Below are 22,436 nucleotides of genomic sequence, written 5' to 3'. Positions count from 1 at the left end.
GGGCAATCGCCCTACTGGCGCAGCTCGGGGAACTGCTCGTCGCGCCACTCCCCCGCCTGCTCGGCGCCGTTCTCCTCACGGGTGCGCAGATCGACCCTGCGGATCTTGCCGGACACCGTCTTGGGCAGCTCGGCGAACTCCAGCCGCCGGATCCGCTGGAACGGAGCCAGGTTCTCGCGCGCGTGCCGCAGGATCTGCAACGCCGTCTCGCGGCTGGGCTCCCAGCCCGCGCTCAACGCCACGTACGCCTTGGGCACGGCGAGCCTGAGCGGATCCGGTGCGGGCACGACCGCGGCCTCGGTGACCGCGGGGTGTTCGATCAGCACGCTCTCCAGCTCGAACGGCGAGATCTTGTAGTCCGACGCCTTGAACACGTCGTCCGTCCGTCCGATGTAGAACAGGTAGCCGTCGTCATCGCGCGCTGCGATGTCGCCCGTGTGGTAGTAACCACCGGACATCGCCTCGGCGTTGCGCTCCTCGTCGCCGTGATAGCCCACCATGAGCGACATCGGCCGCTGCGCCAGGTCGATGCAGATCTCCCCCTCGTCAGCGGGTCGTCCGGTGATCGGGTCGACGAGCACGACGGGCACACCGGGAATCGGCCGTCCCATCGACCCGAGCTTCACCGGTGCGCCGGGCACGTTGCCGACCGACAACGTGGTCTCGGTCTGCCCGAAGCCGTCCCGCAGCGTGAGACCCCACTGGTTGCGGACCTGCTCGATCACCTCGGGGTTGAGCGGTTCACCGGCGGCCACGACCTCCCGCAACGCGCCCGGCCCTCCGCTGAGGTCGGCCTTGATCAGCATCCGCCACACCGTCGGCGGCGCGCAGAACGTGGTGACGCCCTCGTCCCGGATCTGGCCGAGCAACGCGGCCGCGTCGAACCGGCCGTAGTTGTAGACGAAGATCGTCGCTTCGGCGATCCACGGCGCGAAGAAGCAGCTCCACGCGTGCTTGGCCCAGCCCGGCGAGCTGATGTTGAGGTGGACGTCACCCGGCCGGATCCCGATCCAGCGCATGGTCGTGAGGTGCCCGACCGGGTACGAGGTCTGGGTGTGCTCGACGAGCTTCGGGCGGCTGGTCGTGCCGGAGGTGAAGTACAGCAGCAACCTGTCGTCCGCCCGCGTCTTCGGGTGCGGCACGGGGCCGTCCGGCGCCTCCTCGGTCTCGGCGTAGTCCAGCCAGCCCGCCTCGGCGCCGCCGACGGCGATGAGAACGGGGCCGTCCTCGAACTTGTCCGCGTCCTGAGCCCGCGCGATGACGTGCCGGACCGAGCCGCGGTGCAGCCGGTCGGCGAGGTCGGCGGGCCCGAGCGCGGTGGTGGTCGGCATGATCACCGCGCCGAGCTTCATCACCGCGAGCATCGACTCCCACAGCTCGACCTGGTTGCCGAGCATGATCATCACGCTGTCGCCCTTGCCGACGCCGTGCCACGCGAGCCAGCGCGCGACGCGGTTCGAACGGCGTCGGAGCTCGTCGAACGTGTAGGCGCGCCCCGACCCGTCCTCCTCGACGACGTGCAACGCCGTGGTGGTGTTGCCCTCGGCGATGACGTCGAACCAGTCGTGCGCCCAGTTGAAGCTGTTGCCGAAGCTCGGCCAGGTGAACGACTCGGGATCGGTGAGCATCAGGTCGCGAGCCGCGCGGTACGTGTCGTGACTGGACATGGGCAGAGGGTGGGAGAGCCGGAGTCGCCGGTATACCCCCGTACGGGGGTGCACCCCTTTTCGAGGGTGAGGCGGTGGGCGAGACTGCGAGCGTGCTGCCAGACCGCTTTCCGGCGCTGCTGCCGCAACGCCTGGACATGCTCCGCCGTGCCACCGGGCTGCCGGTCGTGTTCGGCGGGGCCGTGACTCCTGGCCGTGACCTGGTGCTCAGCTCGTTCTTCGGCACGCACGGCACGTCGTTGCACGGCCTGCGCATCGGAGCGGGACGTGGCCTGGGCGGCACGGCGATCGCGATGGGCGCGCCGGTGCGCGTCAACGACTACGCCTCGACCAAGGCGATCACCCACGAGTTCGACCAGATGGTGGTCGTCGACGAACGGCTGACCTCGGTGTTCGCCTATCCGGTCACGGTCCGCGGCACCGTGCGCGGCGTGCTCTACGGGGCCGTGCGCGGGCAGGCGACCGTCGGCGACCGGTCGATCCGGATGGCCGGCGCCATCGCGCAGGGATTCGCACAGGACCTGGACATGCCTTCACCGAACACCCGAGCCGCCCTCCGCGAGCTCGCCGAGGTCGCCAAGCTCGTCGGGGACCCCGCGTTGCGCGAACGCCTTCGCAAGGTCCACCAGGACCTCGGTGGTGAAGCTCCCGTCACCGTCCCGACGGGACTGACCCCGCGCGAACTCGATACGCTTCGGCTGGCCGCGGTCGGTGCGTCCAACCGGGAGATCGCCGCCGAGCTCGGGTTGAGCACCGAAACCGTCAAGGCCTACCTCCGCGGCGCGATGCGCAAGCTGGGGGTGCACAACAGAACCGCCGCCGTCCACGCGGCGAGGTCGACGGGAGCGCTCTAGAGATGTCGTGGTTCGAGAAGGCCGTGATCGGCACCGACCGCCTGCTCTACAAACTGACCGGCGGCAAGGTCATGACCGTCTCGCTGAGCAAGCAGACAGGGCTGACGCTGATCACTGTCGGAGCGAAGTCCGGTGAGCAGCGCCTGAACCAGGTCCAGTACATCGCCGACGGGGACGGGATGCTGGTCGTCGGGTCGAACTGGGGCAAGCCGCACCACCCCGGCTGGACCGCGAACCTGATCAAGAACCCGGACATCCAGGTGAACGTCCGGGGTACGGTGCGTGATGTGCGGGGAACGCTGCTGGCAGGTGCCGAGCGCGAGGCCGCCTGGAGCAAGCTCGTGGCGGCCTGGCCGGCCTTTCAGGACTACGTCGCGCGGTCAGGCGGCCGCGAGCTGCGGGTCTTTCGCCTGACTCCGCGCTGAGTCCCACGCGAGCCACACACAGCCGACGATCATGAGCACGCCGTGCGCGATCCGGAACGCGGGCGGCGTGAAGAACTGCGGCAGGAACAGGGCGAACCCGGCCGCGAACACGATCGCGGGCGCCGTGCGGAGCTTGAGCGCGACCATGACGGCCGCGACGCCCATCGTCACCAGCCCGACCGCGAAGGTCGTGACGGCGAACGGGTTGAAGCGCACCGACTCGGCCAGTTCGAGGAGGTTCGGCTGCGTGGCGATCTCGTGCAGGGCGAAGTCCTCGGCGCCGTAGTAGGGCAACGTGAGGCCGGCACCGACCCAGAACGTGATCGCGGCGGTGCGGTGGATCTCCAGCAGCGCGATCGGCACCAGGATGAACCCGATCATGGCGAACAGGTGCGACAGGACCCACGCCTGGGACCCCATCGCGGCGGCGGCGCCCGCGGCCGTCGTCTCGTCCTCCCACGGGCGGAAGACGGGGTACAGCAAGAAGAGCAGGCCTGCGGCGGTGAGCGTGATTCTCATGATTTCCCCCTGAGGTCGGTGAGATACATCCGGACGAGCTGGTCGTAGGTGTCGTCGAGTCCTTCCGGCAGGCCGAACCCGCCGCCGGACTCGATCGACGCGAAGCCGTGCACGATCACCCGGAGCCGCCGCGTGGCGTGGATGGCGTCGGAGCCCTCCAGGCCGAAGCCGCGCAAGGTCGCGAGCATGACTTCGATGAGCTTCATCCCCGCTGCCTGCTGCAGTTCGTCGTGCAGCGGGTCCATCGGCATGGCGGCGTAGCGCTTCGGGTGCTCGGCGACGTACGCGCGGTAGGCGTGCATCAGCGCTGTCACGGCCTCCTCGCCGGACAGGCCGAGCACGACCTGCGTGAACCGCGCGGCCATGTCCTCCAGCACCCGCACGCCGACGTGGCCTCGCAGTTCGCCGAGGCTCGCGACGTGCTTGTACAGCGAGGGCGTGGCGACGCCGGTCCGGGCGGCGACGGCGGCGAGCGTCAGTCCTTCGACGCCCTGCTCGTCGACCAGCTCCAGTGCGGCGTCCACGACCTTGCTGGTGGTCAGACGTTGTCGAACTGCCATAGCTCAAAAGCTAATATCATTAGCCTCACGCGTCAAGTGCGGACTTGCGCCTGATCGAATGCCGAGCCAGCGCGACGAGCGCCATGAGGGCGACGAGCACGCACACGCCACGCCAGCCGAACCGGACGTACGCCTGCACGCCCAGCCACGACCCGACCGCGCCACCGATGTACGCGCACGTCATGTACGCCGTGTTGAGGCGTCCGCGATGGGTGTCGCTCAACGCGTACATGCGGATGGAGTTGGCGACCATGCCGCACTGCATCGCGACGTCGAGCACGAGCGTGCCGGCCACGAGCGCGACCAGCCCGGCCGTTCCACCCGCGCTCCCCGCCGCCAGCACCGCGGCCGCCGCGATCACGGCGAGCATGCAGACGAGGTTCACCGGATCCGACCCGCGCCGGTCCACGATCCGGCCCGCGACCGGCGTCGCGGCCATCGTCGCGACGTTGACCAGCGCCAGCAGTCCCACCGCCTGCGCGCCGTAGCCGTAGACCGGGCCGGCGAGCAGCAACGCGACACTCCCCCACACCGCGCTGAACGCCCCGAAGATCATGCCCTGGTACAGGCAGGAACGCCGCAGCTCGGGTTCATTTCGCAGCAGCCGCAACGGTTCCAGCAGGAGGTCCGGAAAGGACTGCCGGGTGTGCGGCTCGGTCCGGGGCAACGCCCGCCACAACGCCACCGCCATCACGAACGCGAGCCCCGACGCCACCAGGTACGGCGCCCGCCAGTCCAGCCACTCGCCCAGCGCCCCGCTGAACGTGCGCGCCAGCAACATCCCGCCGATCGACCCCGCGAGCATGGTTCCGCTGGCGGCGCCCCGCTTCTCCGGTGCGACCATCCCCGCGACCATCGGGCCGATGATCGGCGCGATCACCGTGGCGACGCCGACCGCGACCCCTGCCGCGAACAGCGGCCCGAACGACGGCGCGAACCCCGCGACGGCGAGCCCGAGGCCCGTCACCGTGAAGAGCGTGGCGATCAACGGCCGGTACGGCACGCGGTCGCCCAGCGGCACGAGCAGGAAGATCCCGCACGCGTACCCGATCTGCGCGGCCGTGATCACGAGCGCCGCGCGGTCCGGCGAGATGCGCAGTCCCTCGGCGACCAGCGGTGTGACCGCCTGAGGGAAGTAGACGTTGCCGACCGCCACACCGCAGGCCACCGCGAGCAGCCACCGCATTCCCCGAGTCACCCCGGCCACGCTGTCGGTCACGACCACCTGGCGCAATTGGTTTTTCCTATCGGATGCAGGTCGTTCGGCTCATTGGCCGCAGGTCAGATGACAAGTACCGTGATCGCCTGCGGCGTCGGGGCGGCCGGCGGGGTGTCGGCCGAAGCCGGGATCTGCACCACCCGGAGGCAGGAATGCGAATAGCCGGACGCTGGGCGGCAGCGGCCACCGTCGCCGTCGGCGCAGCGCTGTTGGTACCCACCACCGCGAGCGCCCACGCACCATCGGGCGCGATCTTCACGACGTTGCCGGACGGCAGCGAGGTCAACTTCAACCACTATCCGTCCAAACAGGACGTGTACCTCGACGGCGGCCCCGGCCCCGGTGCGCCGCAGACGGCCGCCGGGCTCGACGACGGCACGTACGTGTTCCAGGTGACCGACCCCAGCGGCAAGGTGCTGCTGTCCACCGACCCGGCGCGCTGCCGCCAGTTCACCGTTGCGGACGGTGTGATCAGCGGAGTCGTCGACACCGACTGCGAGCACGTGACCGGGTCCGATGTGGACCACGGCGCTACGACCGTGCAACTGTTCCCCTACCTGGACACGCCCAACAACGGTGGCGTGTACAAGGTCTGGGTCACCACCGTCGAGGACTTCCTGGCCGGCTGCGCGAAGTTCGGTGTCGCGAACGGACTGAACGTCGTCGACTGCGGCAACTCCGGCGGCAACCGCCACGGGTTCGTCCCCGCGCACAGCAAGACCGACAACTTCAAGGTCGGGGACCGGGTGATCGTCGAGATCGACACCCGCTTCTACCGCTGGGACGGCGCCGGACCGCTGGACGGGTACGCCGTGACGTGGACGGACACCAACGGCGCGTCGAACAAGAAGTGGTCCTACTACGCCCCTGAGCTGATGGTGATGCACGAGGCCCACGTCGAGGCCGTCGAAGCGGGCGCGCACCAGATCTCGGTCGCGAACCAGCCCGGCTGCACCGTGCTGCGCGTGGACGTGCAGAACCAGCACCTGAACGGACCGGGCACCGTCCAGGTGCGCGTGTCCAACATCGGGCAGGAGAAGACCATCTTCGTCGACGTCCGCTGCGGGTGACGTGACCGGCGAGAGCGCTCCTCGGGGCGCTCTCACTGAAAATTCTTCAGGCGAAAGTTTGTGAAGATCTTGCGGATCTTCCAACGTTCGGCGCCCGGCAACCGTTTCAATGGTCGAGTCACTCATCCGAACGAGGAGCACCCATTGCGGTTTGCCAGACACCTGGGGGTGGTCGCCGCAGGCCTGATGGTCTCGGCGACCATCACATCGGCATCGGCCACGGCCGGACCGTCGTTCCACACCGCGATCGACCCGAGCACCGTCTCCGAGTCGATCGCCTACCTGGTCAAGAACTACCGCGTCAGCGAACAGGAAGCCCTGCGCCGCCTGGAGCTCCAGAACGACGCGATCAAGCTCGAACAGACGCTGAAGCGCGAAGCCGCCGGTGAGTACGGCGGCATGTGGCTGGATCAGGAGGCCGGCGGCGAGCTCGTCGTCGCCATGACGAAGCCCGCGGTCGCCCAGCGCTACGTCGGCGGCATGCCCGACCGCGCCAACGTCAAGATCCGCGAGGTGAAGCACTCGCTGGCCACGCTGAAGTCGGTCCACGACCGGATCAGCAAGCAGGTCGGCGCCGGTGCGGACGCCGTGCACCTGCCGGCCATCAGCGAGACCGAGAACCGCGTCGTCGTCTGGGAACGCGCGTGGCTCAAGGAGAACAAGCCCGGGACCACCACTCAGGCGGTGCCGGAGAACCGGACGTTCGACGCCGATCCGAGCCTGGTCTCCACCCGGATCCTGCCGAAGCCGACGCCGTTCGCGGGCGACCCGGTCAACGTGGGCTACTGCCACCCGTTGTACTGCACGAACTACGGCCCCATGAGAGGTGGTCTGCGGCTGGACATCAGGCGCGACAACGGCACCACCGGTGGCTGCACGGCCGCCTTCAACCTGCGCACGACCGGCGGCAATTTCCCCAACGCGTCGTGGGTGCTGACCGCGGGCCACTGCACGGTGAACAAGCAGAACTCCGTGCCGACGCAGCACAACCGCCTCAACGTCGTGAACATGCACGGCATCGAGAAGAACGCGTACCCGTACGACTACGCCGCCCTGCGGTACGTCGACGCGAAGACCGCGATCAAGTGGCTGGAAGGCCAGACCAACCGCAACACGGTGCTCAAGTTCTGCCGCAACGGCGGTAACGACAGCAACGCGGACACCCCGTGCGGCCCGCAGGCCACGTCGCAGAACCAGGAGATCACCAAGGTCACCCCGCTGGCCGAGGTCAAGGCGGGCGCGATCGTGTGCACGTCGGGCGCCGGTGCCAGCTCGGTGGACTACCCGGAGTCCTACGACAGCGGTCCCGGAGCGGGCTACCACCCCGGCACCAGGTGCGGCCGGGTCCTGTCCACCGACGTCGGCATCAACACGGACCTGTGCGCCCGCAACGGTGACAGCGGCAGCCCGCTGTTCAGCCAGGTCGACAAGGCCGCGCTGGGCATCCTCAACGGCAGCCAGCAGGCCCGCAGCGGCGCCTGCCAGCCGGGGGAGCTGAACAACTACTCCCCGGTCTCGACGATCCTCGAGGACCTCAGCGCCCGCCAGGCCAGCGGCGGCTCGGTCTTCAACGTGATCACCACGCCGATGGGCTGATCCCTGCCAGGTCCGGAAGGCTCCGCTCGGGGCCTTCCGGACCTCGGCGTGCCAGGTCGGCGGTCTTCCACGCCGACGGGCTCCCTGCGGAAGGCTCCCAAGCCTCCGACCCCCGTTTCACTCGCGTTCCCGCTGGCAGCGCCCACGATCTCCTGAGAGCGCTCTCATCTGACAAATTCTTGAAAACCTTTACACGTTGACCGAGAGTCACGGCGTGACAACACTTCCGAACCACTGGGCGCACAACTAAATCCAGGAAAGGTCGGTTCGATGCAGCGACGCATCGGGACGGCCCTCGCCGCTGCCTTGATGGTGGCCGCAGGGACAACCGTCGCCACCACCACCCAAGCTCCCCCTGCCAATGCGGCGGTGACCTGGGCCGACGAGTTCAACGCCCCCGCCGGCACGGGTGTCGACGGCGGCAAGTGGCAAATGGAAGTGGGCAACAACAACGGCAACAACCGCGAGTCTCAGTGGTACCAGGCCGGTACCTCGAACGCGGCGCACGACGGCAACGGCAATCTCGTGATCACCGCCAAGCGCGAGAACCCCGGCAACTACCAGTGCTGGTACGGCCGTTGCGAGTACACGTCCGCCCGCATCAACACCGCGGGCAAGTTCACCCAGACCTACGGCCGGTTCGAAGCGCGCATGAAGATGCCGCGCGGCAAGGGCATCTGGCCGGCCTTCTGGATGCTGGGTGCGGACATCAACAGCGGTAACCCGTGGCCGGGCTCCGGCGAGATCGACGTCATGGAGTTCCTGGGACACCAGCAGAACACCGTGTACGGCACCATCCACGGCCCCGGCTACAGCGGTGCGGGCGGCCTGTCCCACGTCTACAACGGCCCGAACTTCGCCGACGGCTTCCACAACTTCGCCGTCGACTGGCGTCCGGGTGAGATCGTGTGGTCCGTCGACGGCCAGGTCTACGGCCGCAAGACGCCGCAGGACCTCGGCGGCAAGACGTGGGTGTTCAACAAGCCGTTCTTCATCATCATCAACCTCGCGGTCGGTGGTGAGTGGCCGGGTTACCCGGACGGCAGCACGACGTTCCCGCAGCAGCTCGTGATCGACTGGGTCCGCGTCTCCAACGACAGCCCGCCGCCCACCGGCGGCACGGAGATCCGCGGCATCGGCGGCAAGTGCGTCGACGTGGCCGGGGCGAACACCGCCAACGGCACGCCCATCCAGATCACCGACTGCAACGGCAACGCCGCCCAGAAGTGGAGCCGCCCCGGCGACGGCACCATCCGCGCGCTGGGCAAGTGCATGGACGTCTCCGGCGGAGGCGTCGCGAACGGCACGGCGGTCCAGCTCTGGGACTGCAACGGCACCGGAGCGCAGCGATGGTCCGTCAGCGGTGCTCAGGACATAGTGAACCCGCAGGCCAACAGGTGCCTCGACGCCACCGGCGGTTCCTCCGCCAACGGCACGAGACTCCAGATCTGGGACTGCGCGGGCACGGCCAACCAGAAGTGGCAGGTCTGAGGTCACTCCCGGCCCGGTAGCGCATGGCCTGGCTGGGAGAATCACCGCGCTGGACGTGAACCCCTTGCGGCGGAAGGGGGTTCACGTCCAGCGTTCGTTCAGGCCAAAAGCCTTGCCACGGCCCAGTCCTGCACGGCCACCCCGACGGACTTGAACACGGTCCGCCCCTGCCGCAGCGGCGGATTCCCCAGCGCCGCGCCGAGTTCGACGAGCGCCTCCAGCCGCAGCACACCGGAGTTCACCGCCCGGATGATCTCCCCGGCCTCGCTCAACGCCGCCTCGACCTGGTCCACCACAACAACTTCCGCCGTGGCGAGCAACTCCTCCGGCAGCTCCCTCATCACGGGCCGGTAGGACCCGATCGCGTTGACGTGCACCCGTTCCTTCAACGCCTCCATGCGGAACAACGGCACGGTGGACGCCGTCGCACAACACACGACGTCCGCGCTTTCAACGGCGTCCTCGGCGTTCGCCGCCACGTCCATCACCGTGTCCGGCAGCTCGTCCTTCAACCCGTCGACGAGCGCCTCGGCCTTCTCCACGTTCCGGTTGAACACGACGAGCTTCTTCAACGGCCGCACCGCGTGCACCGCCCGAACCTGGTCCGCGGCCTGCGCCCCGGCTCCGAGCATCGCCAGGTGGGAAGCGTCCTCGTCGGCCAGCAGATCCGTTGCCACACCGACGACAGCACCCGTCCGCAACGTCGTGAGCGGCACCGCGTCCGTGGCGAACTGACCCTCGGGATGCGAGTAGACGACCGTGCCGGCGATCACCGGATCCCGCTCCAGCTCGATGCTGATGACCTTGACCGCCGTGGACCGCGTCGGCCGGTGGTGCACCGCCATGACGAGCGAGCGGCTCTCGCTGAACGCCTGCCGCGGCGGCAGGTCGAACTCCCCCGCGGTGAGGCCGACGAACGCTGCGCGGACGGCTTCGATCGCCGCGGGCATGGTCATGGTTCGGATGGTAACGACCGGCAGAATGGCACCCGTGACCGAGACCTGGGATCCGTTCGGCACCCTGCGCAACGCGCTGTGGATCGGCGGCGCGCAATGGGCAGGCAAGTCGACGGTGGCACGAATCCTGGCACTGCGACACGGAATCACCGCCTACCACTACGACTACCACGACGCCCGCGGCCACAACGACCGCCGCATCGCCAGCGGCAAACCGCTGCCGAGCTCACCGGACGACATGTGGGTGCACCCGACACCGTCCGACATGGCCGCGAGCACCCTGGCAGGGTTTCCGGCCAGGTTCGAGTGGGTGCTCGACGACCTGCGCGCACTCGTGTCGGGCAGGCCGATCCTCGCCGAGGGCTGGGGCCTGCGCCCCGAACTGGTGGCACCCCTGATCGACTCACCGCGCAGGATGGTCGTGGTGGTGCCGACGCCGGAGTTCCGCGAGCACCAGCTTCGCGTGCTGCCGCGCGCCGGAGCGCTTCCCGCCGAGGTCAGCGATCCTGCTCGGGCGCAACGAAACCGCCTGGAGCGCAACCGGCTCGTCGCGGAGGACGCGGTGCGCGCCGCCCGTGCGTTGGGGATGCGCGTGATCGAGGTCGACGGCACCCGTGACGCCGAAGCGGTCGCAGACGACGTCGCCGACCACTTCGCGCCGTTTCTCAGTCCTCTCGGGTGACGTTCGCGAGAAACGCGGACCACGCGGCTGCGCCCACCTCGACGTGGCTGGCGGGCGCCTTGCTGTCTCGGATGCCGATGCCGGCGGCGATCTCCACGCAATTGCCGGCGTTTCCGCTCCGGGTGCTCTTGCGCCACTCGGCCATCGGTCTCTCCTCATGTCAGCAGCTGATTGATCAGCTCCTTCGATTGTTCCGCATCCAAGGCGATCTCATCGAGCGCCTCCACCACCCGTTCGTACGCCTTCACGGCGTACGGCGCCTCGATGATCAGGCTCGAGTTCTCGCTGTCCAGAAACACGACCGGCTCGTACTTGTCGAAGGTCAGCATGTCGAACGCCCCCGCGAGCCCCGCATGTGCACCGACCGAGAACGGCACGATCCGAATCTCGATGTACGACCGCTGCGCCATCTTCAGCAGGTGCTCCAGTTGCGCCTCCATGGTCTCGTGTCCACCGATCGGTGACAGCAACGCCGATTCGTGGAGGTAGAAGAGGCACTTCAAACCCTTGCGCAGCACCATCTGCCGTTCGGTGCGGACCTCCACGCGCTCCTCGACCTCGTCCTCGGGCACGTTCGCGCACGACGCGATGACAGCCCGCGCGTACTCCGGCAGTTGGATCAGGGCGTGCACCAGCGACACCTGCCAGCTGATCAGCTTCCTCGCGGCGCGCTCCTGCTCGATCAACGTGCGCGGCCGGACCGGCGTGCACGCCCCGTGGTCCTGCCACCAGCCCTTGAGACTGGTCTCGTTGAAGAGCGACAGCAGGTGGTCGCGTTCGTCCGGCGGCGTCCGGCAGACGCCCAGCAGCACGGCCAGTTCCAGCTCGGTCGCCCCGCCCTTGCCGTTCACGAGGTCGGACACCTTGGCTTCCTGCCAGCCCACGAGCTCAGCGACCGCGCGGGAAGTCATGCCCGTGGCGGCAATGGCCGCGCGCAGCCCGTCACCGAACTCCCGACCCCTTGCAGTGGAGAATCTTTTCGGCATGGCGAGGACCGTAGCCCCATTCTCACCCATTCCAGAACGTTTGACCGCAACACAACCCAAAAGGGCGTTAGCTTGGAGCTCCTCCAAGCAGCAGAATAATTGTGTGAGATTCCGTTGGACGCCCCACCAGGGGCTGCGACACGCCATCCACGACGAGCTGACCAGGGGGCAGCTCGCCGAGACCCTGTGCGGCCATCCCTTTGTACCGCACCAGGTCAGCTTGTGGCGAGACAAGAACGTGTGGCCGACGTGCTGGGACTGCGACGGCATCTGGCGAGAGAGCGAGGGGATCCTGCCATGGCCGCGGAAATCCTGACCGAAGACCTGCTCCGCATATCTCTTCAACGCCTCTCGCGTGAGGTGGTGAAGACTTATCCACAGTTCGGTGAGTTGCTCGCACAAAACATGTTGCGCACGTGCGGGCTGATTCCCGATGTCGAACGCGCGGAGCACTACAGGGAGCTCGGAACGCTTCTCATCGACCTCGGCCGTCTGTACCTGGCTGAGGCCGACGTCCTCTCGACGGTGGAGATGCCGGACGCTCGATGACGGTCAGCCTTGCTCGATGGTCTCGCCCGACCTGTCACTCGCCAACTCAGCGCGCAACAACGTCTCCGCACGACCGGGCTTCCCCAGAACCTGAAGAGTTCGCCATGTCAGTCAGGCCTTCGGTGACGAACGGATCCTTGCCCCCGTCAGACGTCCGCGGCACAAGTCCCCAGTTGAGCGGTGGCAGCGACTGCGTTCATCCGAACGGACGCGTCACCGCTCCGACATCACCACCGCGCGGCCGTTCGTGTCGAACTCGTGCGCCAGCGTCGTCAGGGCCTGCCCACCGGCGGCCCACGCCGCCGTCCAGGTGAGGCACTCGGCGGCCCCGTTGCCGCCGCGCTCGACCAGGTCGACGCCGATCGAGTCGAGCCAGTCCCACGACGTGTCGCCGACTCCGGCCAGGAAGGTCTCGTCCCACGTGCGCACCAGCTCGCGGATCGTGCCCTCCTCGCGTGCCCTCTCGTTGACGGACTTGATCCACGCCTGGCGCTCCTCCTCCGTGAGCGCCTCGCCCGTCTCCGGCTCGCGGAAGCCGGGCAGGTCGTGCGCCAGGCCGCCCGAGCCGACGTAGAGCACGCGGCGATCCGCGAAGAACTCGCCGACGCGGCGTCCCAGCGACGCCGCGCGGCGGAAGGACGCGTGGGGCGGTGAGGCGCAGTTGATGAAGATCGGCAGCACCGGCTTCGCGTCCACGGCACCCAGCAAGTCGCGGGTCGTGTGGCCGAACGCGTGGTCCAGCGCCGCGGAGTACGCCGTGGCGATGTCGAAGTCGTGGGCGATCAGGTCGGCCACCAGCGAACGCCCCATCGCGTGGGGCACGTCGTAGGTGCCGACCGGGCCGGCCACGTCGCCCTGGGCGGTGGCGGACAGCACCACCGCGAAGGTCGGGACGACGGCGCGGAAGGCGCGGCGGTGGTCGGTGCCGAAGAAGACGACCAGTTCCGGGTCGAAGGCCTCGACGGCCTCGCGCGCCGTCCCGATGGCCGCGCGGACCGGGCCGTGGGGTGCGCTGGGCAGGGTGATCAGGTGCGACGAGCAGACCGTTAGGCGATTCTTCACCGGGTCAGTCTAGGTTCCGGGGCGTGACGAGACGTGCACTTGCGGTGATCATCGCCGCCGCCCTCCTTGCGCCCGTTTCCCCTGCTCACGCCGACATCACGAGACGCATCGAGACCGAGCGCACCGAAAGACCCGTTGCTCCGGGCGTCACGCTCAGCTCGTTCGACTGGTACAGAACCGAGGGCTGGATCCGCGGCGACGCGCTCGCCGTCGACCTCACGCAGGCACAGGTCGGGTACGTCGACACCGGCACCGTCGCGCAGGCCGCTCCCCTCTCACAGCAGGCGAGGAACGCCGTTGCGGCGATCAACGGCGACTTCTTCGACATCAACAACTCCCACGCCCCCGAAGGCGTCGGCATCCAGGACGGGCAGCTCAGGAAGTCCGGCCGAGGCAGAGCCGTCGGAATCGACGCGGCGGGCGTCGGCAGCGTGATGGAGACCTTCTTCGAAGGCACGCTCAACGGCACGCACAGGCTGACGCAGCTCAACAGCGCGCGGATCGACGTTGACGGGATCGGCGTCTTCAACCCGTTGTGGGGCACGTACAGCAGAGCGCGCGCTACTCAAGGTGCAACGAACACCGCCGAAGTGATCGTGCGCGATGACGTAGTAGAAAGCGTCGGCGTTCCCAGCGCGACCCCCGTGCAGGGCTACGCGCTCGTAGGCAGGGACAAGGGTGCGGACGTCCTCAAGGCGCTCAAGCCCGGCGACCGAATCGAGGTCACCTACCAGAGCCACACCAGCGACGGCAGCCGGCCGAAGACGGCCGTCGGAGGGAGGCAGCTCCTCGTCGAAGACGGCAAGAACGTCGCGCCGGCCGACCCCGTGCACCCGCGCACCGCCGTCGGGTTCTCGCAGGACGGCAAGAAGATGGTGATGCTGACCGTCGATGGACGCCAAGGCCCCCACCTGCCGGGACTCAGCCTCAAGGACCTCGCCGACGCCATGATCGAGCTCGGCGCGCACAACGCGCTCAACCTCGACGGCGGCGGCTCGTCCACCATGCTCGCCCGCGAACCCGGCACCACCGAGCTGAAGGTGGTCAACACGCCCTCGGACGGCGGTGAGCGGCCGGTCCCCAACGGCCTCGCGCTCTACGCACCCACGGGCAGCGGCCGGCTCACGGGGTTCGACGTCCAGACCGCAAGCCACCGAGTCTTTCCCGGCATGACCCGCCGGATGACCGTGCGCGGCCACGACGAGACGTTCGGCCCAGCCACCAACAACGAGCACGTCACGCGCGCAACGGGCGGTTGGGCCATCGGCGACACCTTCCACGCCTCACGAACAGGGCCCGCCAGCTTCACGGCGTCCCGCGGCGCGACCACCAAGACGACCAAGCTCACCGTCCTGGGCGAGCTCACGCGGCTCGTACCGCAGAACACCCGGATCAGCCTCACCGAAAATGAACGCAAACCGTTGCAGATCAACGGTTTCGACGCCAGGAGCTTCGGCGCGCCGATCGAGCGGGCGGACCTCGACCTCAGCTACGACCGGGAGATCATCGCGGTCACCCCGGACCTGCAGATCAAGGCGCTCAAGCCCGGCGCGACCACGATCAGGGCGAGGGCCCAGGGCGCGGAGGCCCGGGTCGCGGTGACCGTCGGCGTCCACGACCAGCTGATCGCCGCGTTCGACGACGCTCCACAGTGGACCTTCGGTTCGGCGCGCGCGACCGCCCGGGTCACGCCGGAACCCGAAGGCCACACCGGCGGCGGCCTCGAGCTGAGCTACGACTTCACGCAGTCGACCGGCACGCGCACCGCGTACGCCGTCCCGCCGAAGCCGCTCCAGATCGAAGGCCAGCCGCTCTCGCTCGCCGCCTGGGTGCGCGGCAGCGGCCAGGGCGAGTGGACGGCGTTCACCGTCACGGACTCGACGGGCCAGTCGCGGTCGCTCTACGGCCCGTACATCACCTGGAACGGCTGGCAACAGATCGAGGTCGCGGTACCACCGGAGCTCAAGTTCCCGGTCCAGGTCACCAGGTTCACCGTGATCGAGACCAAGGCGGACCGCTCGTACCAGGGCGAGGTGATCGTCGACGACATCACCGCCCGCGTCCCGCCGTCGATCGCCCTGCCGGCGACCCCCGAACTGCGTGAGGACGTGATCGGCAGAGCGGACGGCTGGAAGTTCGCGGTCATGTCGGACGCCCAGTTCGTCGCCCGCAACCCCGACAGCGACCTGGTGAGGTCCGCCCGCCGCACGCTGCGGGAGATCAGGCGGTCCGGCGCCGAGTTCGTCGTGATCAACGGCGACTTCGTCGACGAGGCGTCGCCGGAGGACCTGAAGCTCGCGCGCAGGATCCTGACCGAGGAGCTCGGTGACTTCCCCTGGTACTACGTGCCGGGCAACCACGAGATCATGGGGCCGGGCACGATCGACAACTTCCGCCGCGAGTTCGGCGCCACCCACCGCACGTTCGACCACAGGGGCACCCGGTTCGTGCTGCTCGACTCGTCGACCGGAACGCTGCGCGGCGGCGGCCTCGACCAGGTCGAGATGCTCCGGAACGCTCTCCAGGCCAACGGTCAGGCGATCGTGATGATGCACCACCCGCCACGCGATCCCACGCCCGCGCACACGAGCCAGCTCTCCGACCGGATGGAAGCCGCCTACGTCGAAAGGCTGCTGTCCGAACGCGACGAACCCACGGCGTTCATCGGGGGTCACGTCGGCGGGTTCTTCGCGTCCACAGTGGACGGGGTGCCGCACGTGATCAACGGCAACTCCGGCAAGGCACCTGCCGAGGCGGGCGGCTTCACCGGCTGGACGCTCGTCGGTGTCACCGACCGCGGCATCACCGCGGAGATCCGGCCGCACGTGGACTCGCTCCAGGTCCACGCGCCGGAGACCGTGCGGCTCGGCGCACCGGAAACGGTTGCGGCCACGGTGAAACAGGGTGCGCGGACCGTTCAGGTGCGTTACCCGATGAACGTGGTGTGGGAAGGGTCACCCGGCCTGCACGTGGGTCCGAGGTCCGGGATCAGGCCGTGGCACGTGGCGTGGCTCGATCCCGGCACGGGGACGCTCACCGCGCTCAAGCCGGGTCAGGTTCAGGTGTCGGTCACGGTGAACGAGGCGACGAGCCGTGCGGAGGTGCAGTTGAGTCTTCCGCTTGCCGGCCAGCACGCCAGATCGGCAACGCCCGCCGCAACGCGAGGTCGAGCGACACCGCGTAGGACCACTCCGACCGCGTGCGGGCACCCCATGCTTCCCAGCCGATTCCGGGCAGGTGCACCATCACCTGAGTGGCGAGGGTTCCCGTCACGCGGTCGAGCGGCGCGAACAACGCGAGATGCCTCGTTGCGGCGAGGAACTCGGTCCAGTTGTGCACCAGCTTGCTGCGTCGCCACGAGCCGACGACCAGCATGATCCGTTTGTGGCTCAGCACGTCGGAGAGCATGTGGAGCTCCTCGAGGAAGCCCTCCTTGCCGACAGCTCGCGGAGTCACGGACACCACCACGAACAGGGCGCGCTCAGCTTGCTCGGTAACAGCTTGGAGCCAGTCACCGGCCAGCGAGACCTTGGGCACCCCTGGATTGAACGTGGCGCGCCTCGGGTGACTCACGGCATAAGCGTCACCGACCATTCGCAACCGGCTGAGCACCACCGTCTCGAACGGTCGCGTCTGCCACGGCGACAACCTTGCGAGCACACCGCGCCTGCTCAACCTGCTTGCCCGCAACCGCATCCGGTCGTCACCGAAGTTGCGCAGGTAGAGGATCTCCTCCCGGCCGTCGCCTGCGAAGTCGAACTTGGGCGTCAACAGCCGTTTGCTGACCTGGTCCAGCAACAGCAGCAGCGTCAGCCCACCGATCACGAACAGGTAGATGAGCCCGCTGGCACCTTCCGAGCTGACACCGACCACGATGACGAGAAAGGACTGGTACAGCGAGAGATCGCTCGGGTTGTCAGGCAGGGTGACGTTGCGCAGCGCGGGACTGTCGAATCCGCCAGTCGCCTCGATGTAGATCGACATCTCGGCGACGAGCAGCAGGAAGAACGCGCCGCCCCGAACACAGGTCCAGACGAGCAGGCCGCCGACGAGGTGCAGTTTCGTCCGGGTGTTGCGAGCGAACTCCCACCAACGGGAGACACCGAACACCGGCTGCCACACACGTCGCGCCCACCACCAGCATCCCACCGCCACTGCGGTGAACAAGGCGATCCAGCCCCACCCACCCGCTTCGCGCCCCCGGGCGAACAGCAGCACCACGATCAACACGTAACAAACACGGCGGAGTCCTACCAGCAGGCCCCAACCGACCGAGCGGAGCCGAGCCCTGCGCACGTCCGGACCGACGTCCGTCCACCACGGCAGCACCGGCCTCGGGTAGCGGGCACGCGTGACCTGCCTCACCAATGCCGGCACGCCGACGAACAAGCACCACACCGTGAGCAATGTGCTCTCCGTTGCGCTGAAGAAGGCTTGGATCGGTTCTTCCAATCGCCGCGGTGTACCGGACCGCGCCGCGGCGTAGGACTTCGTGGCGGGGTCGGCGATGTCAAAGCAGCTCGCCCAGTCGAGCGGCCCGCACAGCATCTGCACCATGAGCACCGACGTGCCTTGTGCCCAATGCCGATTCACGGAAAATCCCACGTCCGGTACCGACTCCGCGTGTGCGACGTCGATGGCCGGACCGAGGACGGGCGGTCGTGCCTCACGTTCGTCGTAGGACGCCAGCAGACCGGAGAGTCTTGCCGCAGTACGAGGATTCTTACAGGTGAAGGTCTTGACGATCAGGCTCACGCCGTCCGCGCGCTTCCACCAGGTGAACGTCATCGGACAGGTTTCGTTGACGTTGATCCGCCCCGGCCCACCCGGTTCGTCGGTGTGCAGCTCCGTCCACGGCCCAGGATCAACCGTTGTCGGTGACCAGTTCTGCTGCTTCGCACCCGCAGGGCCGGACAGAACCAACAAGAACAGAATCACGAACGCGGGTAATCGAGCCATGCATCGCAAATAGAGGTGATCACTCATCCCGTTACGCGCCACGACGGCATTTCGACGCAATCACCCGTCTGCCGCATCGCGATCCAGCGGACCAGACCGACCGTCCGCAGTGGACCCGGCAGCGACGTGATGACCGGCACACCCAGGCCACGGGCGCCCCCATCAACGTGGGCGTCCTCGCAGACACATGGCCCGGCGAGACGGCCGTCCGCCCGCGTGACCTGGTCTGAGTGAGTGCGATGTCGGGCGGTGAGGGAAGATACTCGTCATGACCACCGCCGACAACGGTTTCGCCGACCTGGGGCTGCGGCCCGACATCCTCAACGCACTCACCACGCTGGGCTACGAGGAGCCGACGCCGATCCAGAGTGAAGCGATCCCGCCGCTGCTCGCCGGCAACGACCTGCTCGGGCAGGCCGCCACGGGCACGGGCAAGACGGCGGCGTTCGCGTTGCCGCTGCTCGAACGCATCGCCGACCGGATCGGCAAGGGCGAGAAGCCTCTGGCGCTCGTGCTCGCGCCGACCCGTGAACTGGCCGTGCAGGTGTGTGAAGCCGTGCACCGCTACGGCCGTCACATGGGCGCGCGCGTGCTGCCGATCTACGGCGGCCAGCCGATCGGCCGTCAGCTGCGCGAGCTGTCCCGCGGCGTCGACGTGGTGGTCGCCACCCCCGGCCGTGCGATCGACCACCTGCAGCGCGGCACGCTGCAGCTCGGCGACCTCGAGATGGTCGTGCTCGACGAGGCCGACGAGATGCTCGACATGGGCTTCGCGGAGGACATCGACGCGATCCTCGCCGAGGCGCCCGCCGAACGGCAGACCGTGCTGTTCTCGGCCACGATGCCGCCGCGCATCAACCGCATGGCCAAGAGCCACCTGCGCGAGCCGGTGCTGATCCAGATCGAGCGGGAGAAGACCGAGCCCGGCGAGGCCCCGCGCGTCCGGCAGACCGCGTACCTGGTGCGCCGCGAGCACAAGCCCGCCGCCCTCGGCCGCGTGCTGGACGTCGAGGCGCCGACCGCCGCCGTCGTCTTCTGCCGCACGCGCGACGAGGTCGACCAGCTCACCGAGACGCTGAACGGCCGCGGCTACCGCGCCGAGTCGTTGCACGGCGGCATCAGCCAGGAGCAGCGCGACCGCGTGATGTCGCGTCTGCGCGGCGGCACCGCCGACCTGCTGGTGGCCACCGACGTCGCCGCCCGCGGCCTCGACATCGAGCAGCTCACGCACGTCGTGAACTACAACGTGCCGTCGGCCCCCGAGGCGTACACGCACCGCATCGGCCGCGTCGGCCGCGCAGGTCGTGAGGGCGTCGCGATCACCCTGGTCGAGCCGCGCGAGAACTCGATGCTCAAGACCATCGAGCGCGTCACCAAGACCAAGATCCCGATGGAGAAGGTGCCGACGGTCGCCGACCTGCGCGCCCGTCAGCTGGAGCTGACCCGCTCGTCGCTGCAGGAGTCGTTGATGGAGGACGACCTCAGCCGCTTCCGCGTGGTCGTCGAGACCCTGGCCGACGAGTTCGACGTCATGGACATCGCCCTCGCCGCCGTGAAGCTCGCCCACGAGGCCTCCGGCGCCGCCGCGGACGAGGAAGAGATCCCGGAGGTCCGCCCGCGCGAGGACCGCCCGCGCCGCGACGGTGCCCCCGCGGGGCCGCGCCGCGAGCGCCGTGGCCCGTCCGAGGGCATGACCAGGCTGTTCCTGGGCGCGGGCCGTTCGTCGGGCATCCGGCCGCAGGACATCGTCGGCGCGATCACCGGCGAGACCCGCCTGAAGGGCCGCGACATCGGCGCGATCGAGATCGCGGACCGGTTCTCGCTGGTCGAGGTGCCGGGCCCGGCGGCGAACGACGTGATCGAGCAGCTGCGCGACGCCACGATCAAGGGCAAGCGGGTCACGATCCGCCGCGAGCGCCAGCCGCGCTGACGCGCCTCACGCCCAGGCGATGAACGGCGCTTTTGTCGACCTCAGGTGCACAAATGCGCCGTTCATGACCGATGACCGGGACGTTGTCCGGGCCCGTCCGCAGTGACGATCAGGGCTTGCGGGCCTCGATCAGGAACCTGGTCGAGGTGGAGACGAACTCGCCGTGCTCCTGGATGTGCTCGTGCATGTCCAGGAGCCGGTCGCGGTACCTCTCCACGGTGAATCCCGGCACGGTCCACAGCACCTTCCGCAGGAAGTGCACGACCGCGCCGACGTCGAAGAACGCCACCCGCAACTCGACCGGTTCCAGTTGGAGCACCTCCAACCCGGCGGCCTCGGCGTCCGCACGTGCCCGCTCGGTGCTGCGGGCGTCGCCCACCGGCTGCGGCCCCATCATGAAGTCCGTCAGCTCGCGGTTCGTGCCCGCACCGATCTGCTGCGAGAAGTAGGTCCCACCGGGCTTGAGCACCCGTGCAACCTCATGCCAGGGCGTCACGACCGGGTGCCGGCTGATCACCAGGCCGAACGTGTCGTCGCGGAACGGCAGCGGACCCTCGTCGGACGCCTGCACGACCAACGGCAGGTTCCGCGACGCGACGAGGGCGTTCGGCGGCCACGACTCGGTGGCGGCCATCAGCGGCGGCTTCACGGGCGCGGACGCGGTGACCTCTCCCCCGCCGGTCTGGAGGTCCAGCGCGGACCCCACCCGTGCCAGCCGCGCCGCGATCTGCGCCGCGTAGCCCCACGGCGGGCGTTCCTCGGTGGCGCGGCCTTCGAACCAGGAGAAATCCCAGCCCTCCAGTGGTACCGCGGCCCCCTCCGCCACCAGCTCTTCGAAGCTCCCCATGAACGACATGCGATCACAGGTCACTGGGACAGGCCACCTGATTAGCCCGCCATCAGCCGTTGCGCGACGGGCCCTGGTAGTCGTTCGTCACGATCATGATCAGGCCGGGAGGCTGACCGGTGATGCCGTCGAACCTGGGCTCGACCCGCATCCGGAGAAGCGCGGCGAGTTCGCGCGCGGCGGCTTCCTCCTCCGGATCGGAGCGGTAGTACACGGTGGTCGTGGGAATCACGCCCTCGGAGTACTTACCTCTGTCCGCGATGGTCCAGCCGAAAGACTTGGCGTCATCGCACGCACGAGCGAGAAGCCCGACGATGGTGCTGTTGTTGTAGCAGGACAAACGCACGTTCCGACCAGGGGCAACCGAAGTGGTCGAGGCCGCTGTCGATGAGCTCGTGGTCGAGGACGTGGTGATGGTGCTCGATCCCGCACTCGTCTGCTGACCGGACGAGTCGGAGGTGATGACGAGCGGCCAGAGTGCGTTGCTGAGTGGGGAAACCAACAGGGCGGCCAAACCGGTGGCAGCGGCAGTCAGACCAAGCGCCAGGAACCGGGCATCCAACCGGCGGTTTCGCGGGCTCGGCGGTGCGGACCGCTGAGCCCTCGGCTTCGAAACCCGCCGTTGACGCGCCTCGATCCGCCGCCGAGGCAGTTGGCCTCGCGAACGTTGCGGTGCGACCGGCGGCCGCCTTCCCCCGATCGCCTCGTCGAGGTGCCGGAGGAACCGGTCACCCGGCATGCCACCACCGCGCACGTCCTCGTACTGGACCGTGCTGAACCCGAAGATCGGTGATCCCTCGAGCAGCAGCGGCAACAGCTCCTTGCCCCGGCTGCGCGCCCGCTCGACCTCCTCGGCCACCCAATGCGAGTCCTCCGCATCCGGCGTCATCACCAGGATCAGCGCGGCGCACTCGTCGATCTTCGTGCGGACGACCTTGTCCCAGCGCTCCCCGGTGAAGATCTCGTAGTCGAACCAGGCCTCGACGCCGGCGGCCTCGCGGAGGTGGTCGGCCAACCGGCGCACGTAAGCCCGCTGTTCGCGGCTGTAGCTGATGAACACGTGC

Annotated in this window: 20 protein-coding genes; 10 read left to right on the top strand and 10 right to left on the bottom strand. The window is 68.5% G+C overall.

Features of this window, described 5'->3' with window-relative positions; translation table 11 throughout:
• Positions 1 to 11 precede the first annotated feature (11 nt).
• Entirely contained in the window at positions 12 to 1,667 is a 1,656-nt protein-coding gene (locus ACFOWZ_RS26950) for an AMP-binding protein (protein ID WP_382376681.1), read from the bottom strand.
• Positions 1,668 to 1,741: 74 nt separating this feature from the next.
• On the opposite strand from ACFOWZ_RS26950, the gene ACFOWZ_RS26945 reads away from it, so the two are divergent.
• Together ACFOWZ_RS26945 and ACFOWZ_RS26940 are read left to right on the top strand one after the other, a co-directional pair.
• The gene (locus tag ACFOWZ_RS26945) at positions 1,742 to 2,521 is read left to right on the top strand and encodes a LuxR C-terminal-related transcriptional regulator (RefSeq protein ID WP_382376680.1); all 780 of its coding nucleotides are present in this window, start codon (positions 1,742 to 1,744) and stop codon (positions 2,519 to 2,521) included.
• Positions 2,522 to 2,523: 2 nt separating this feature from the next.
• Complete coding sequence (locus ACFOWZ_RS26940; protein WP_382376679.1) at positions 2,524 to 2,946, top strand: nitroreductase family deazaflavin-dependent oxidoreductase; 423 nt, start codon at positions 2,524 to 2,526, stop codon at positions 2,944 to 2,946.
• Here ACFOWZ_RS26940 and ACFOWZ_RS26935 read toward each other — a convergent pair.
• From ACFOWZ_RS26935 to ACFOWZ_RS26925, 3 genes are read right to left on the bottom strand one after another with little or no spacing between them, the layout of a single operon-like run.
• Positions 2,902 to 3,465 carry a hypothetical protein gene (locus ACFOWZ_RS26935; RefSeq protein ID WP_382376678.1) on the bottom strand — a complete coding sequence of 188 codons (564 nt, stop codon included), beginning with the start codon at positions 3,463 to 3,465 and terminating at the stop codon, positions 2,902 to 2,904. The genes ACFOWZ_RS26940 and ACFOWZ_RS26935 overlap by 45 nt on opposite strands.
• Positions 3,462 to 4,025 (bottom strand): TetR/AcrR family transcriptional regulator, encoded by a 564-nt coding sequence (locus ACFOWZ_RS26930; RefSeq protein ID WP_382376677.1) that lies wholly within the window; start codon positions 4,023 to 4,025, stop codon positions 3,462 to 3,464. The genes ACFOWZ_RS26935 and ACFOWZ_RS26930 overlap by 4 nt, the downstream gene beginning before the upstream one ends.
• Before the next feature lie 25 nt (positions 4,026 to 4,050).
• Positions 4,051 to 5,223 (bottom strand): MFS transporter, encoded by a 1,173-nt coding sequence (locus ACFOWZ_RS26925; RefSeq protein ID WP_382376676.1) that lies wholly within the window; start codon positions 5,221 to 5,223, stop codon positions 4,051 to 4,053.
• A 173-nt stretch (positions 5,224 to 5,396) separates the two neighbouring features.
• On the opposite strand from ACFOWZ_RS26925, the gene ACFOWZ_RS26920 reads away from it, so the two are divergent.
• The 3 genes from ACFOWZ_RS26920 (at position 5,397) to ACFOWZ_RS26910 (ending at position 9,401) form a co-directional block, all read left to right on the top strand.
• Positions 5,397 to 6,314, top strand: a complete 918-nt coding sequence (locus ACFOWZ_RS26920; RefSeq protein ID WP_382376674.1) for a hypothetical protein — start codon at positions 5,397 to 5,399, stop codon at positions 6,312 to 6,314.
• Positions 6,315 to 6,458: 144 nt separating this feature from the next.
• A complete protein-coding gene (locus ACFOWZ_RS26915; RefSeq protein WP_382376673.1) occupies positions 6,459 to 7,910 on the top strand; it encodes a trypsin-like serine protease in 1,452 nt (483 codons plus the stop codon).
• Between the two features lie 270 nt (positions 7,911 to 8,180).
• Positions 8,181 to 9,401 carry an RICIN domain-containing protein gene (locus ACFOWZ_RS26910; protein ID WP_382376672.1) on the top strand — a complete coding sequence of 407 codons (1,221 nt, stop codon included), beginning with the start codon at positions 8,181 to 8,183 and terminating at the stop codon, positions 9,399 to 9,401.
• Positions 9,402 to 9,499: 98 nt separating this feature from the next.
• On the opposite strand, the gene ACFOWZ_RS26905 is transcribed toward ACFOWZ_RS26910, so the two are convergent.
• A complete protein-coding gene (locus ACFOWZ_RS26905; RefSeq protein WP_382376671.1) occupies positions 9,500 to 10,357 on the bottom strand; it encodes an ornithine cyclodeaminase family protein in 858 nt (285 codons plus the stop codon).
• Between the two features lie 34 nt (positions 10,358 to 10,391).
• On the opposite strand from ACFOWZ_RS26905, the gene ACFOWZ_RS26900 reads away from it, so the two are divergent.
• Positions 10,392 to 11,039 carry a hypothetical protein gene (locus tag ACFOWZ_RS26900; RefSeq protein ID WP_382376670.1) on the top strand — a complete coding sequence of 216 codons (648 nt, stop codon included), beginning with the start codon at positions 10,392 to 10,394 and terminating at the stop codon, positions 11,037 to 11,039.
• On the opposite strand, the gene ACFOWZ_RS26895 is transcribed toward ACFOWZ_RS26900, so the two are convergent.
• The gene (locus ACFOWZ_RS26895) at positions 11,023 to 11,184 is read right to left on the bottom strand and encodes a DUF397 domain-containing protein (protein WP_382376669.1); all 162 of its coding nucleotides are present in this window, start codon (positions 11,182 to 11,184) and stop codon (positions 11,023 to 11,025) included. The genes ACFOWZ_RS26900 and ACFOWZ_RS26895 overlap by 17 nt on opposite strands.
• A gap of 10 nt (positions 11,185 to 11,194) precedes the next feature.
• Positions 11,195 to 12,025, bottom strand: coding sequence for a helix-turn-helix domain-containing protein (locus ACFOWZ_RS26890; protein ID WP_382376668.1), 831 nt, complete (start codon positions 12,023 to 12,025; stop codon positions 11,195 to 11,197).
• Between ACFOWZ_RS26890 and ACFOWZ_RS26885 the strand changes: the two genes are divergently transcribed.
• Complete coding sequence (locus ACFOWZ_RS26885; RefSeq protein ID WP_382376667.1) at positions 11,949 to 12,341, top strand: zinc finger protein; 393 nt, start codon at positions 11,949 to 11,951, stop codon at positions 12,339 to 12,341. The two genes, ACFOWZ_RS26890 and ACFOWZ_RS26885, sit on opposite strands and share 77 nt — an antisense overlap.
• A complete protein-coding gene (locus ACFOWZ_RS26880) occupies positions 12,266 to 12,574 on the top strand; it encodes a hypothetical protein (RefSeq protein WP_382376729.1) in 309 nt (102 codons plus the stop codon). Before ACFOWZ_RS26885 ends, ACFOWZ_RS26880 begins: the two co-directional genes overlap by 76 nt.
• 213 nt (positions 12,575 to 12,787) lie before the next feature.
• On the opposite strand, the gene ACFOWZ_RS26875 is transcribed toward ACFOWZ_RS26880, so the two are convergent.
• Positions 12,788 to 13,636 (bottom strand): DODA-type extradiol aromatic ring-opening family dioxygenase, encoded by an 849-nt coding sequence (locus tag ACFOWZ_RS26875; protein WP_382376666.1) that lies wholly within the window; start codon positions 13,634 to 13,636, stop codon positions 12,788 to 12,790.
• 23 nt (positions 13,637 to 13,659) lie between these two features.
• Here ACFOWZ_RS26875 and ACFOWZ_RS26870 point away from each other — a divergent pair, with 23 nt between their 5' ends.
• On the top strand, positions 13,660 to 17,013 hold the full coding sequence (locus ACFOWZ_RS26870; RefSeq protein ID WP_382376665.1) for a phosphodiester glycosidase family protein: 3,354 nt from the start codon (positions 13,660 to 13,662) through the stop codon (positions 17,011 to 17,013).
• A 1,850-nt stretch (positions 17,014 to 18,863) separates the two neighbouring features.
• On the top strand, positions 18,864 to 20,525 hold the full coding sequence (locus tag ACFOWZ_RS26865) for a DEAD/DEAH box helicase (RefSeq protein WP_382376664.1): 1,662 nt from the start codon (positions 18,864 to 18,866) through the stop codon (positions 20,523 to 20,525).
• Positions 20,526 to 20,634: 109 nt separating this feature from the next.
• Here ACFOWZ_RS26865 and ACFOWZ_RS26860 read toward each other — a convergent pair whose 3' ends face one another.
• Both ACFOWZ_RS26860 and ACFOWZ_RS26855 read right to left on the bottom strand, forming a co-directional pair.
• Entirely contained in the window at positions 20,635 to 21,372 is a 738-nt protein-coding gene (locus ACFOWZ_RS26860; RefSeq protein WP_382376663.1) for an SAM-dependent methyltransferase, read from the bottom strand.
• Between the two features lie 52 nt (positions 21,373 to 21,424).
• Positions 21,425 to 22,432, bottom strand: coding sequence for a toll/interleukin-1 receptor domain-containing protein (locus ACFOWZ_RS26855; RefSeq protein WP_382376662.1), 1,008 nt, complete (start codon positions 22,430 to 22,432; stop codon positions 21,425 to 21,427).
• Positions 22,433 to 22,436: the final 4 nt, after the last annotated feature.

The sequence above is a fragment of the Lentzea rhizosphaerae genome, assembly GCF_042649515.1.
Classification (GTDB): domain Bacteria; phylum Actinomycetota; class Actinomycetes; order Mycobacteriales; family Pseudonocardiaceae; genus Lentzea; species Lentzea aerocolonigenes.
The sequence above is the reverse complement of the archived record's forward strand: the minus strand, read 5'-3'. Positions and strand labels throughout refer to the sequence as shown.